This window comes from Clostridium zhoujianii (assembly GCF_051590805.1).
Classification (GTDB): domain Bacteria; phylum Bacillota; class Clostridia; order Clostridiales; family Clostridiaceae; genus Clostridium.
In genome coordinates this window covers 472,341-488,977 of record NZ_JBPUTF010000001.1, presented here as the reverse complement: position 1 = coordinate 488,977, position 16,637 = coordinate 472,341, and the positions used below count along the sequence as shown (strand labels likewise).

At 28.6% G+C, this 16,637-nt stretch carries 5 protein-coding genes; all 5 read right to left on the bottom strand.

The annotated features are described in order from the left end of the window. Nucleotides 1-4: 4 nt before the first annotated feature. Nucleotides 5-2,533, bottom strand: coding sequence for an ABC transporter permease (locus ACSYT2_RS02215; protein WP_438383146.1), 2,529 nt, complete (start codon nt 2,531-2,533; stop codon nt 5-7). Between the two features lie 77 nt (nt 2,534-2,610). Next, on the bottom strand, nt 2,611-3,972 hold the full coding sequence (locus ACSYT2_RS02210; protein WP_438383144.1) for an MATE family efflux transporter: 1,362 nt from the start codon (nt 3,970-3,972) through the stop codon (nt 2,611-2,613). A gap of 15 nt (nt 3,973-3,987) precedes the next feature. Beyond that, nucleotides 3,988-6,984 carry a beta-ketoacyl synthase N-terminal-like domain-containing protein gene (locus tag ACSYT2_RS02205; RefSeq protein WP_438383142.1) on the bottom strand — a complete coding sequence of 999 codons (2,997 nt, stop codon included), beginning with the start codon at nt 6,982-6,984 and terminating at the stop codon, nt 3,988-3,990. 2 nt (nt 6,985-6,986) lie between these two features. Next, nucleotides 6,987-11,837, bottom strand: coding sequence for a type I polyketide synthase (locus ACSYT2_RS02200; RefSeq protein ID WP_438383140.1), 4,851 nt, complete (start codon nt 11,835-11,837; stop codon nt 6,987-6,989). Continuing rightward, entirely contained in the window at nt 11,837-16,627 is a 4,791-nt protein-coding gene (locus ACSYT2_RS02195; protein ID WP_438383139.1) for an SDR family NAD(P)-dependent oxidoreductase, read from the bottom strand. The genes ACSYT2_RS02200 and ACSYT2_RS02195 overlap by 1 nt, the downstream gene beginning before the upstream one ends. Nucleotides 16,628-16,637 lie beyond the last annotated feature (10 nt).

The window sequence follows — 16,637 nt, the reverse complement described above, 5'->3', positions numbered from 1 at the left end:
CCAACTACTCGTATTTTATACTTTCAACAATATTCAATTTAGATGCCTTTAAAGCTGGTAGTACTGATGCTACTAACGTTATAATAATACCTGCCAAGAATATTCCAATAATATAATTGCTTTCGTATAGTATTGTTATAGGGGGAGAATCAATAGCAATAATGAAATATGGAATAATCCTTAATAGTAATAGTCCTCCTATAATTCCAATTATACTTCCTACAACCCCCGTTGTTAAAGCTTCTATAATTAGCATTTTTATTACCTGCTTCTTACTCATACCAATTGATTTTAATACAGCTAAAGAATGCTTTCTTTTTATATGATTAAGTATTAAATTATTTATTAACCCAAATATACCTGCTACTGCAGTTAATATCGAGAATCCATCTAATATTGAGTATAATTGTAAATTATCTGATGTTATACTATCTGCATATGCCTCCATTGATATCACAATTGCATTCTCATCTTCAAATTCATCTTTGATTAATTCTATTGTGTTCTCTATATTGTCATCATCTATTTTTATATCTAGCACTGTATGATTTTGACTACCATAATATTTTATAAAATTCTCACTGGATATTAATGCATAATCACCACGCCAAATCAATGTATTCATAAAACCTACAACTTTAAATTTCACCTTCTTATTTCCGCAATAAATACTAATAAAATCATCTTTTTCAACATTATATCTATTTTTAAGTATATTGCTTAATATGATATTATCCCCCTCTTTCAACTTGTCCAACACCTCATTATCATCACCAACAATATCAACATTATAAAACTTGCTAAATGAATCATTATTTATACCTTGAACCTGAGATATTGCTGTTTCTGAACCCTCAACCTCTACATTAGTTGCTGAATATACCTTCGTTATTTCTTTTACTCCAGTTATCTCTTTCAATCTATCTTCGTGTTCTTTATTAATATCTGTCAAAGATAATGTTCCTTGAAAAAGAATATTATCTGTAAATGAGTTTACAATTCCTTTTACAGTACTTGTAGTTGAAACATTAATCATAAATATACACGCGATACCTATACTTAATAAAATAATAATATTTTGTATGCTCTTATTATCTCTCAAGTTACTTGCTGCTATATACCCCTCATTCCCCAATATCAGTAAGTTTATTTTTTCAAATATCTTAATAAATAAACCTTTTATCATAGGCACAACTAACGCGATACCTATTATTGTTATAAATATACATATAATAATTATTGGTAAGCTTATCTTTCCTTCTACTTTTGAGGGTAAAAAAATTGATACGATAATAAATAATATCCCCAATATATATTTCCATGCACTTATTTTACTTTCGTTAGTTTCCATATTATTCAATACGATATCTTTTATTGAAATTTTAATTACTTTTAATATTGGTACTATAGAACTGACTAAAGATAAGATCACACCCATAGCAAATGATGCTAATAGATATATTTTATTAATTTCAACTGCTGGCAAATTACTTCTCGCATTACTTGGAGTAATTCCATATACCATTAACTTTAATATGATAATTCCTAATAGAGCTCCTAACGCACTACCTATTACCCCATATATTACAGTTTCAATAATTAATATTGTATTTATTTTTATCTTTGTTGCGCCTATACTTCTTAATGTTCCTAATACGGGTAATCTCTCCGCAATAATAACTGCAAAAGATGTATATATTAAAAATATACTAATAAAAAATACAATAATAGATGTTAATGAAAATAATGTAGACATTGTCTTAGTTTGAACGTCTAATTCACCCTCTGTAATAGTCTCTCCAACTTTTTTATCCGGAAACTCTCCCCTTAGTTTATCTATTATATATTCTTTATCTCCTGAATCATTCAACTTAATATAAAGGGTGCTTATTTCCCCTTCTTTTCCAAGTATTTTATTTAGCATTTTTGCCGGTACTACAGCAGTAATACTATCTCCTTCTCCCATAAATATACCAGTATTTCTATTCACCGCCGCTATACTAAACTCATGTTCACTACCATCAATATTTACTTTAATCTTATCTCCAACTTCTAGTCCATATTTTTCTCGAGCTAAATCACTAATAATTATCTTATTATCCTCGAATGGAGTAACATCTTTCTCTTCAGTAAATGAAAGTGATGTGAACTTTTCCAGTTCTGTATAGTCGATCCCTTTCAAATTCATTGCTGTTAAATTGCCTTCCTCTGATTCTTTATAAAAAGCTGCTTTTTTAACTACCCCAACCTTATAATCTATATATTTATCATAATCTAATGGTAAATCTATACTAAATAATAAATTTTCACTATTTAGTATTCCTCCCTCTGTAGTATTTCTTTCCTTAATTTGTATTTCTGTTGAGCCAACATCTTTCCTTATTTGATCAACGTAGTTTTTTTTCATAATAGCATTTATCGAACTAGTTGCGAAAAAAAGTGCGCTAGACATCATTATAGAAAAAACTATAAGAAATGAGTTAAACCTCTTATCTTTCATAATATTTTTCAAAACAAGTTTTATACTATTCATATTCCCCTCCTTTTGTCACTATTAAATCTAAATTTTCTGATTTACAACCTATTCTAAATCTAGTGACCATGAATTTTTTAATTAATCGATTCAATTACTTCTAAATCATCTTCTTTAACCCATTTCTTTGATTTATAATATATGAAGCTAATAATCATTGTAACTATATAACTTAATAGTATAGCAACCCATATACCAGTTAAACCCAAACTTGTTTTTATTAAAATCATAGCTATTGGTACTCTTACGATACACAGTGAAAAAAATGATATTATTGCTGTAACTACAGTTTTACCTGAACCATTTATCACACCATTTGATACGAATGATAGTGCAAAAAATATATATCCTACAACCATTATTCTTAGATAATTTACCCCAATTTCTATAACCTCTTTCTTATCTGTAAACATTCCTAGTATGACTTGTGGAATTGAAAATATTATTATTGCTAATATAATGTTAATTACTAAATTTACACATATTCCAGACTTATATATTTCATCTATTCTCTCATCCTTTCTAGCACCAATATTTTGTCCTGTTATTAATGATGTTGCATTTCCTACTGCCATTGTGGGAATAATAGCAAGAAAATCAATTAAACCACATATTCCAAATGCTGCAATTGCATAGGTTCCTTTATTGGCCACCAATGAAGTTACTACTATGTTACTGATTGGTAATAAGCATTGCTGTATTATTGCTGGACCTCCTATTCTAAGTAGTTGTTTTACTATGTCATAATCAAATATCTTGATACTTATTGTAGTTAAGTCAATTATTTTCTTCCTCCAAAGATAAACTACACCATAAATAAAAGCTATTACTTGAGCAGTTAAAGTTGCTATAGCTGCTCCCTTTAATTCAAATATATTAATCAATATAGGATCAAGAATAGCATTTATAACAATTGCTATTAAAAGAATTTTAATTGGTGTCTTTACATCACCTACGCCATTTAGGATAGAATTTATAATGTAAAATAGATAAACAGCTATCATCCCTATTAATGATATTCTTAGATACTCCAATGTAATATTAAAAATACTATCTGGTGTATCAAGTCCTATTAAAATATTCTTGCTAAAAATAAATGCAATAACAATAACTACTATGCTTAGTAAAGAATAAAACATAATAGATGTACCTGTTACTTTCTTTAAATAATCTAATTTACCTCCACCAAAACTTTGAGATATAATTATGGATATCCCTAATGTACCACCTGAAATAATTGATATCATTAAGTTTATAATTGGCGTTATCATTGTAGCCGCTGCAAGATGATTTTCTCCTAACATATTTCCTATCCACATTCTATCTATTATTCCATATCCCATATTTAGAACTAAAGCAATACAAATTGGAACTGCTGTATATATAAGATTGTTGAATATATTTCCACTTGCAAGATTTTTTCCTGTATTAATATTCATTTTTATTATCATCTCCTATTTTTTCAAAAATGGATTGTTTCTTTTTTCATCTCCAATTGTAGTAAGTTCACCATGTCCAGGATATATAATATAGTTATCATCTAAATGAAATAGTCCGTCCCTAATGTTATTTATAATATCATCATAACTGAACCCTATACTTGTATCAGGATTACCTATAGAATTCTTAAATAATGAATCACCAGTAAATATGTTTTTATCACTTATTATACAAACACTATCTTCTGTATGTCCTTTAAAATCTACTACTTTAAATGAAATTCCACTTAGGTCAAATTCCTTTTTTAATTCAGGGTACTTTATCATATCCTCTCTAGAAATACTGCCTAATTTCTCAAGAGTTACTATTCCTTTCTCATGAAGTACAACCTTAGCTCCCAAATCATTTACAACATACTCAATTGAGTTAATGTGATCTTCATGTGCATGTGTTAATAAAACATACTCTACTTTTATATCAATCTTACTTATAATTCTTAATAAGTCTTCTCTGTCTATACTTGGATCCACAATAATACCCTTGCCTGATTTTATTAAAATGTAACAATTTGAAGAAACTTTATCTTGCTTTATAGTTTCTTCAATATACTTTCCATTCTCGTCAATTATCACCACTCTAGGCTCTTTATACCCTTCAAGTTTCTTTTTAATGAACTCTTGCTTTTTATTACTTCTTTTCTCTTCCCTATTTTCCATAACAGATAAAACATCATCATTTTGTTTTGTCTCTTTAATAGCTAAATACTCTGCAAGTTCAGCAATTGATTCAATCTTTTCCATTTCTTCTATTTTTATTGAAATAGACAAATTAACACCTAATTTATTAACAATTTGCATTGAGTGGATAGAGTCTATTCCTAGATCATATAAGGAATCATATATATTTATTTCATTTATACCTACTTCTTCTGCAATAATCTCTGCTACATACTCTTCCATCTTAGTATAATCTCTACTTTTTTTGCCTCTCAATTCCAATTGTCTTTCTGCCTTAATTGAATCTTTTCTTTCATTTCTATTACCATTTTTCTGATTATTACTTACCCAACATCTTCTTCTTTCAAAAGGATATACAGGTATGCTTATCCTAAAATTACTCTTATCTTTATATAATTCAGTCCAATCTGCATCAGCTCCTTTAACATACAACTCACATATTTTGTATACTAAATGAAAATTCTTTTTATTACTTTCACAATATTCTTTAACATATGAATTTATTTGTTTCGTAATAGTACTTTTTTCATATTCAGTTATTGTTTCACTATCTAATTCCGTACTTTTGGAGCTTACAACTCTATAATTTCCATACATAATATCTATATTCTTAAGTTCAGTATACTCAGAAGCTGATATGCATAGAAGTTTCTCTTTTAAATCTTCTAAATCTTTGAATATAACAGCCATTCTATACTTATATTGTCCTCTTCCTATATTAGCTGTATAACATAAATCACTTAAATTTATATTATTATTTCTTTCAATATATCTAATATAATTATTTATCAATTCACTTAAACTATCCTTACTTGCTGCTGACATTGTAATAAAATAACTTTTATTAATATTGTCCTCACTTTGTTCAACACTACTTTTTTTATATTCGTCAATAATAATATGACAGTTTGTTCCACTTAATCCAAAGTTACTTACGGCAGCTCTTCTTATTTTTTCTCCCTTTTGCCACTTAATCTCCTTATCATTAACATATATTGGTGAATTACAAAAATCTATGAATGGATTAGGTTCTTCAAAGTTTATGTTTGGAGGGATAATCTCATTCTTCATCGATAATAATATTTTTATAATACCAGCGACTCCTGATGCACTCATAGAATGTCCAATATTTGATTTTAGTGATCCTATTGCACAAAACTGTTTTTTCTTTGTATATTTTTTAAAAGCTCTAGTTAATCCCTTAATTTCAATTGGATCTCCTAATTTTGTACCTGTGGCATGTGCTTCAATATAATCTATAGTTTCTGGATTAACTTCTGCTGATTTCCAAGCTTCCAAAATAACCTCTTCATGAGCATCTGCACTTGGTGCCGTGATTCCATTTGATGTTCCATTATTATTTATTGCACTTCCTTTAATTACTCCATATATATTATCTTTATCATTAATTGCATCTTTTAATGACTTTATAATAATTGTACCAACACCCTCAGCCCATACAGTCCCATTAGCATATTTATCAAAGGCCCTTAGCTCCCCAGTATTTGATTCTATACTATCCATGTTAGACCCATTTCCATCGATAGGAAATGAGTTAACAAATAGATTGATACCTCCAACAATAGCCATATTACAGCCTTTATTTTTTATTTCATTAGAGGCCATGTGCAATGCTACTAACGATGATGAGCATGCTGTATCAACTACTATACTTGGTCCATGAAGGTTCAATAAATAGGAAATACGGCTCGATAATATTCCTGGATATGCTCCTGTAACTGCTAAAAAATCTTCATCTTGTAACTCCATAGAATATAAAGATTTTGTTGAATTATCACGGCCTATAAATACACCAGTCTTTGTATTCGCAATTGATTTACCACTATAACCTGCATCTTCCAATGCTTCATATGCACTCTGAAGCATTAGTCTTTGATATGGATCCATAAGACATGCTTCCTTATGAGAGAGTCTAAATATTGATTCATCGAATTTATCGATTTCCTCCAATAAACCAAATTTCTTTTTCTCTTTTCTTGATTCTAGTAAGTGAGGAAAAGCTTCTAGTATATCTTCTACTCTCTGATCTGAGCATTCTTTAATAGAAACTTGTCCCTTTCTCAGATTCTCCCAAAACTCTTCTAAATTATCACTCCCAGGATATTTGCATGACATTCCAATAATGGCAATATCATCTTGTTTTTCATTAACTCTTGTGTTCAATCTCTTGATTAAATGAATTGCCTTATCTTTATCTATGCTTCCTGATTTAACTAAACTAAGGATATACCTATTTAACTCATCAACATTCATCCCTACTCCCTCCTATCTTTAATTACCTCTAAAGCTTCATCTAAAGATGTATCACCTGTTTCTAAGCTATCTAATAACCCTAATAGTTCATCTTCATAAGATTCTTTAGTTTCTTCTTCATATTCACTTATATTTTCACTTATATTTTCATTAATATAATTTGCCATATCAATAATTGTAGAATATACAAATATATCTGATATATCTATAACACCTGGGTATTCTACTTCCAATTCCTTCATCATTTGAATTGCTAATATTGAATTTCCACCCATATTATTAAAACTTTCAAAGATATCTATTTCATCTACACCCAGCACATAGGCCCAAATTACAATCAAACTTTTCTCTATATTACTTAACAATTCTTCTGGCTTACCAATTACACTAATCTCTTCAATTGATTTTTTATTTTTATTAGTAACAAAAGCATTCATACTTTTACTTTTTTTGTTTATTTCAACTTCTAACTCTTTAGATAATTTAAATGGCCTCACAGTACTATCAACCTGCGATAGGTAGCTGTAATTAAACTTTGCTGGTATAATGTTCGTTAACATATTATCTAAGATTTCTTCAAAAGCTTCTAAAGCTTCTTCAGTCTTTATCATCTCAAAAAGAGTACCTTCTTTACTTAGTTCATAATCTACAGCCATCCCAACTTCTTTCCATGCTGGCCATATTATAGTTATAGAATTTTTTCCATTCTTTCTTTGATAACTACTAAATGAATTTAAAAATGAATTTGCGGCAGTATAGTCCCCTTGCCCCTGCATTCCTAAAATAGTTACAACTGATGAGAAGTTTATAAAGAATTCTAGGTTATCATTTTCTGTTAACTTATCTAAAACAAATGCTCCTTCTACCTTTCCAGATAGTACATTCCTAAATTCTTCTGTGTCTTTTAATACTAATAAGCTGTCACTTGCAACACCTGCTGCATGTATTACACCATTAATTTCTCCATAGATACTTCTTATTTTTTCAAGTACCTTTTTCATACTTCTTTGATCTGAAATATCAGCAGAATAACAAGATACCTTACTTCCATTCCTTTCTATATCTCGTATTTGCTTTATTTTATTTATATTTTTAATATCTTTTCCTTCTTGTAATATTTTGTCCCAATTCTTTCTATCTATAAATTCTGAACGATTAATTAACGATATATTAACTTTTGCTTTTGATGATAAGTATCTTGCAAAAACTAGTCCTAGACTTCCTAATCCTCCAGTAATTATATAAGTTGAATTTTCTTGTATTTTAATCTTCTCATAATTATCTTCTCTAATTACCACACTAGAGTATTCCTCTACGTATCTTTTTTCACCTCTATACGCAACATAATAAGGTTCATTTTCACTATATATACTATTCAGTATTTTTTTTACATCAATAAGTTCGTCAATATCTATTACTCTACACTTTAAATTAGTATTTTCTTCATTTATTACTTTTCCTAATCCAAGCATTGTAGAGTTCTCACTATTGACATATGTTTCTTTTCCGGTTACTTCACTAATATTTCTTCCAATTATTGATATATCGATACTATTTGTCATTTTTTTCTTAAATAATACTTTATTTAGCATAAATAATGATATAAGACCTCTTTCTTGCGATTCCCTAAATAAATCTATATCTTTAAAGCTATCTAAACCATTATCCGTATATATTATTCTTTTTATTTCTCTTTTTTCTATTTCCTTAGCAAGAGCTAAGTAATCTTCATCTTTATTTCCTATAACAAATCTTAAATCATCTATCTTCCTAAACTCATTCCCAAATTCTACTTCTATCAATTCCATACATTGATCTTTTAATTCATTGATAATATTCTTGGTAATAAGTGATTTATTATTAAATATTAATATTGAAGATTCTGAGATTTTTTGAGTTATTTCTTCTAAACTTATTTTAGATACTTCTTCATTAATCCAATTAGCTTTATATAAAGAATATGAATCTTTACTACTATTTTTTATTAATAATCTTTCTTTATCATTTAGAACCTTAGTAGAATAGTTTTCTAGTTCCATAAATATCTTGCCATCTTTATCTATCAAGTATATATTGTATGTCATTGTTTCATTACTACTATTAACCATAATTGAATAACTATAAAATTCTTTTGGCATCTTTCCATATATTTTTATTTTTTTAAATATAAATGGTAAAAATATACTGCCCAAATCATTCATAGAGACTTGAATGTTGATTGCATTGTCTAATAACGAAGGATGAACATTATATTTTTCATAGTCCTCGTCAAATTTCTCTGGTAATTTAAGATGAGTTAATACATTATTTTTTTCTTGGTTAGTTCTAATTTTAATAATATTATTATATCTTGGTCCAAATCTAAATGGCCCGGATATAGTTTCATCTGAAAATATAGATTCACTACCTTCTATGATATCATTACATTTTTCAAATAGTTCATTTATATCATAATAAGAAGTTTCAAAGGAAGGAACCTTAATTATTTCTCCTTTAGCATGTATTATCCATTGGGACTTTATACCAGTATTATCTCCATTCCTACTTATAACTTTAAATGAAATCTTCTCACCACTTCTATTTATTACCGTTTGCACCTCTTTTATTTCATCCTTTAAAACTACTAAAGGAGCTAATAGCATCATATCTACAATTTCAAATTTATCTGTACCCAAATACTGTGTACATGCTTCTCTAATTAATTCTATATATGATACACCAGGAGCTACTGAATTATTTTCTAACTTGTGCTCATCTAACATCCATTGCCTTTTAACACTGTAATTCGTTACATACACAGTACTATCCATAGAATCTGATAAAACTCTATCTAGTAAAGGATGATCTATCTCTTTGTAATAATTGTTTTTTGTATCATCCATTACTTTTGGATTAGCCCAGAATCTTTTTCTTTCTAAAGGATATACAGGAACACTAACCTTCTTCAAAGATTTTCCTATATAAAATAACTCCCAATCAATATTTAAGCCTTTAACATAACTTTCACAAACACTTTCAAGAAAGTCTTTATCTTGAATATCTCTTTCTATCCTTTTGTTAAATAATTTACTTTCTTTACTTATTTCTGATTCTGTAATTTCACACCCATCTACAGCATTTTTATTATTGGCTATTATTTTATGATATCCATAATATATTCCATCTTCTTTTAATGTTTTTAAATTACCATGCAGCACCTTTTGAAGCTTTGTTCTAAAATCATCAATTCCATTAACTATAAATGCCATTCTATAATTGTAATCTCCTCTTCCTACGTTAGCTGTATAACATATATCTGCAATACTCCCCTTTGCATCATCCAAAAATCTTAAATATTTCTCTAAAAATTCCTTTAAAATTTCTTTCTTCTTAGCAGATATGGTTATAATATAATTTTTACCACTTATATCATCATGAACTATTTTTTCTGGAGCTTCCTCTATGACCATATAACAGTTAGTTCCACTAAAACCAAATGAACTTATACCAGCTCTTCTTGGATAATCCTTCTTTTCCCAATACTTAGTTTTATCACTTACATATACAGGTGAATCACAAAAACTTATATATGGATTAGGCTCATTAAAATTCAAAATAGCAGGAATTTTTTCATTTTTCATTGATAATACTACCTTAATCAATCCTGCCACACCTGATGCTGCCACAGTATGACCTATATTTGTTTTTGTCGTTCCTATTGCGCAGAACTGTTTCTTATTTGTAAATTTCTCAAATGAATTTTTTAACGCTTTTACCTCTATTGGATCACCTAATACAGTTCCTGTTCCATGTGCTTCTGTATAGGCTATAGTTTCTGGATTAATATTGGCATCTTTCCAAGTTCTTAAAATCACATCCTCCTGCGCCTCTCCATTAGGTGCAGTAATTCCATTTGATGTTCCATCATTATTTATTGAACTTCCTTTAATAACTGCATGTATATTATCTCCATCTGATATTGCTTTATTTAGCGGCTTAAGCAATAAGGAACAAACCCCTTCCCCCCAAACCGTTCCCTTTGCATCTTTATCAAATGTTTTTACTAAACTATCCTCTGCCTCAACCATACTCATATCCATAGTTTCTGATAGTGCTTTTAATAATTGATAACTTAAATTTATTCCACCGGCTATTGCCATTTCACATTCATTATTTTTCATTGATTTACAGGCTAAATGTACAGATACCAATCCTGATGAACATGCTGTATCAACTACCATACTTGGTCCATTCAAATTAAATAAATAGGAAATTCTACTTGCCAAAATTCCTGTCCATGATCCTGTTAAATGCATCTGGTCTTCTTCTGTAATGAACTTATAAAGAGATGTTGGTGAATAATCTCTCCCTACAAACACACCGGTTCTTGTCCCATGAATTGTTTTATTATTATAGCCAGCATCTTCAATAGATTCCCAAGCCGTTTCTAAAAATAATCTTTGATATGGATCCATAAAAGTTGCTTCTTTGGGTGGGATATTAAAGAAATCTGCATCAAATTTATCTATCTCCTTTAAAAATCCTCCCCTAATAAAAATATCATCACCTTCTGCTTCTTCTTGAATTGTTTTTCCTGTAAGGAATTTCATAACTGAATCCTTCTGTAATGATTTCTGATCCTCTCTTCTTCCTATTGGAACAGTATCAATACAATTTATTGAATTCTCTATATTGCTCCAAAATTCATTAATATTATCTGCACCTGGTAGTTTACACGCCATACCAATAATAGCAACATCATCATTTTGAACTTTTTTTACTTTTTTCAATTCCTTAAGCATCTTCTTAGCATTTTCCTGACTCAACTTCTTTTGTGCAACCTGTTCATAAATATACATTGTTGTAAATTCCACTATTCATCACCCTCTAAACTAATGATTTTGTTTACTTGGCTAGGATCTAATTCACCTTTTGCTAGCTGTTCTAATATATAATCCAAATCTTCATCATCGATTACTTCCTCTTCTGATTCTTCTACTACTATAGCGTTTTTTTTGTTTATTTTATCATCTAGGTATTTTGACATTGCAGCTAATGAGGAATAGGTAAATATATCTGAAATATCTATATATCCTTCAAATTCAGATTCTAATGCACGTAACAAATAAGTTGCTAAAATAGAATCACCACCTAGTTCATTAAAGCTATCATTAACCCCAATTGTATCTCTCCCAAGTACATTGCCCCAAATATCAGCTAACTTTTTATCTATTTCATTTATCTCATCCTCAGCTTTACCAGTAATTTGAACAATTTTGTGATTTACATTATTAGTATTACGCTCTCTACTTTTACTACTTGAAATATTTAATCTTTTTTGTATTTCAGTTTTAATCTCATTACTTAAATTGATTTGAGCATCACTTATATTAGTTGTAATATAATCGTAATTTAAATTTCCAGCTATAACTCTCTTGATATCCCTCTCAACTACTTCATCAAATAATCTTATAGCGTTACTTGTAGATAGTGGTTTAAATATTGAATCATTATTGTTTATTTCATAATCAACTGCCATTCCTGTTTCCTTCCACGCAGACCAATTAATTACTTTCATTCGATTTTTAGCATTCATTTCTGAATAGGAATCTAAATATGAGTTTGCTGCTGTATAATCACCTTGTCCAGGAACACCAAATAATGTATTTATTGATGAAAATCCTATAAAAAAGTCTAACTCCTGATCTTGAGTTAAATTATCAATTATCCAAGTTCCCTGTATTTTAGGGCGTATTACTTTATCAAATCTTTCTTTATCTTTTGTTATAATAAATCCATCTCCTGCAACTCCTGCTGCATGTATTACTCCATTTATCTTGCTATAATTATCTTTAATTTTGGAAATTGTATCTTTCATATCTTCATAACATGATATATCACAACTATAAAACTCTACAGTTGTTCCATTTTTCTCAATTAGTTGTACTTCTTTTATTTTTCTATATAATTTATTATCATTCTCTTGGTTTAGTATTGATTGCCACTCTTTTCTATCTGGGAATTCACCCCTTGTTATAAGGGCTAAATTTACTTTTTTATCTAAAGATATTCTCTTTGCAATCTCTATACCAAGTCCACCTGTTCCGCCTGTAATAATATAAACTCCATTATCTTTGTAATCAATCTTATTTTGACTTACTTCTTTAATGTTAAATATATCAAACTCTTCAACAAACCTTTTATTATTTCTGTATGATACTATTTGTTCCTTATTATCATCTATTACTTCAAAAATAATATTTCTATTATCACTTAGTTCATCTATATCCACACTTTTACACTTAATATTAGAGTACTCATTTGAAATTACTTTAGCTAATCCGTATAAACTAGCATTATGCGGATTAATAATTTTCTCTTCTCCCGTTACTGAAATACCATTATTTGCCACTATTATTAATTCTAAATTATTAACTTTACTTTTAAGTAAAGCTTTAGCTATATTAAATAAGCTATAAATTCCTCTATCTAATGCTTTCTCTAATTCATTTATATTTTTCATAGCTCTATTATCTTTTAGACTCATTAAATTAAATATTTTATTAACATTTCTTTCTTTAACATCATTAAATAAGCGTATAAAATCTTCTTCACTAGAAGTAACTATATATTCGTTATTAGATAATTTATCATACTTAGTTCCTAATGAGACCTGTATAATATTCGATGAATATTTCACTATTTCTTTAGTAATTTCATTACTAATATCATTCTCAGACTTTAAAATAATAATACTTTCTTCCTTATCAAAGGCATTATTATTAACATATTCTATATTTTTTTCTACCCAAGATGTTTTATAAAAGTCTTCAGAACTATTAAATTTATTGCTTACTTTATGAACTTTTTTTACTGTATAGTCTTTAACTTGTACAAATATATTTCCATCCCTATCAATTAAATCTATATCGAAAGTTGCTGTTTCATTAGTTATTTCATTGCTATTTTTAACTTTTATATAACTATAATATTCCCTAGGAAATTTATTAAAAATCCTCAACTTCTTATATGACCATGGAAGGTATAATCCCTCTCCTACATTCCTAATTAATACATTCATAGCCACGTCTATTAATGCTGGGTGCAATGGATACTCATTTAGATCTTTTTCTAATTGATCAGAGATTTTAAATTCCCCTAACACCTCATTTTCACCTATATAAACCTTTTTTAGGTTGTTCCACCTTTCTCCAGTTTTTATATAAGATGGAGGCAGATTGTAATAGTCTATTTCTTTTTCTTCATTAAATTTATTTTTTAGAAGATTAATTTCATATTTATCATTATTCTTATTATCATCTGTAATACCTCTTACTCTTCCTTCTGCATGAGTTATCCAATTATCATCATCAGATTTACTCACAAATGATACTTCACATTCATTATTATTTTCCTTAATTATTGTATGAATACTCTTTTCATCTTCATAATCCATCATGAATGGAGATAAAAATATAAAGTCCTCTAATTCTAATATTGGTTCATTGAAATAATTTGAGCATGCCGCTCTAGCAATTTCTAAATATGTTGCACCTGGAATAACATATTTTCCATTTACTTCATGTTCACTTAAAACCCAAAAATCCTTAGCATTATATTTTGTATTATAAATTTCAATTTTATTAGATTTAACTAATTTTTCTTCTAATAGTGGATGAAAATAATTCTTATTTTTCTCAGTAATATTTTTATCTACCCAACATCTATTTTTAACAAAAGAATAGGTAGGTATAGAAATCCTAATATTATCCTTTTCCTTATATATACTCTTCCATTCTACATCAGCACCTTTTATATATAGGCTACATATTTTCTTCCAAAGATCCTCTGACTTAAATTTACTATTCGTAAGTTCATCTACTAATTTACTACATTCATTATCTAACAAATTCTTATCTGATTGATCTATCTCTCCATTATTAATATCTTTGCTTCCATGTCCTATTATTTTAAATTTTCCATAGTACATATCTTTATTATCATTTATTGAGTCTATAAAATTAGAATTATTTATTACTTCTAATTTCTCTAATAATTCTTCTTTAGAATTAAATAGAATTGCTATTCTATGATTAAAATGATCCCTACCAACATTAATAGTAAATAATATATCAGTAAACTGCTCCTCATTTTCCAATTCTGTAATGTAGGTATAGTAATTATTAGATAGTTCTATTAATGAACCCTTACTCTTAGCTGAAATTGTTAATATATTTAGATTGTTGATTATATCCTTATTTATTTTATGTGTTATCTCTTCTGGTTCTTCAATAACAATATGACAATTTGTCCCACTCAATCCAAATGAACTAATTCCACATCTCAAAGGAGATTCTTCTCTCTTCCAATCACTTAATTTATCATTTACATACACTGGACTATCTTCAAAATTAATCTTCAAATTTGGATACTGGAAATGTAGTGATGCTGGTATCTTCTTTTTCTTAATTGACAGTATTATTTTAATAACTCCAGCGATACCTGCCGCACTATCTAAATGTCCAATATTTGTTTTAACTGCTCCTACTGCACAAAATTGTTTTTTATTCGTATATCTTCTCAAGGCCCTTTGTATTCCATTTATTTCTATAGGATCTCCAAGCTTAGTTCCAGTACCATGTGCTTCAATATATGATACTGTGCCTAAATCAATCTTAGCATCTTTCCAAGCTTGTACTATTACTTCTTCCTGAGCTCTTGGATTCGGAGTTGTTAGTCCTGCTGAATTTCCATCTTGGTTTACAGCCGTTCCTTTTATTACTGCATAAATATTATCCCCATCATTTATTGCTTTATATAATGGTTTTAATAATATTGTCCCAACTCCTTCCCCTAAGCCAGTTCCGTCGGATTCACTGTCAAATGTTTTTGCCCTATAGTCACTTGATTGTATTCCAATACCCCAATTCTCACTTCCTTTTACAGGAGTTAATATAACCTTTACCCCACCAGCGATTGCCATTTCACATTCACCATTTCTTATAGCTTGACATGCTAGGTGAATTGCAACTAATGATGATGAGCATGCTGTATCAACCATAACACTTGGTCCTTTAAAATTAAGTAAATATGAAATTCTACTAGCTATTATAGACTTAATATTTCCAGCAGTTGCAATTCCTAAACTATCTGGATCTACTTTTTGCACATACTTTTTATAATCTTCAAAAAAATCATTACTAAATCCTACATATACTCCTGTTTTAGTTCCCTTTAAAGAACTAGTACTATATCCCGCATCATAAATTGTATTCCATGTTGATTGCAAAAATAGTCTTTGATTTGGATCCATTAAATCTGCTTCTCTTTGTGAAATATTAAAAAAATCACAATCAAATTTATCTATATCAGTAAGAAAACCACCCTCAATAAAATCAATTTCATCTTTAGAAAGACCCATTTTTTTAAACTCATCCATATAGTTTCTTATTTCATTTGCCCTATTTTCAGGGAAAGTTGTTATACAACATTTCCCTGAACTTAATATTTCCCAATACTCCTCCAAGTTATTTGCATCTGCGAATCTACCATTTGCCCCAATAATAGCAATATCCTTTTTTGAAGTTGTTTTTATATCAAACTTTTCTTTTATAGCTGTGTCATCCGTAAATAAGTCACCAAAATCAACTAATTTTTCTATCATATTACACCCC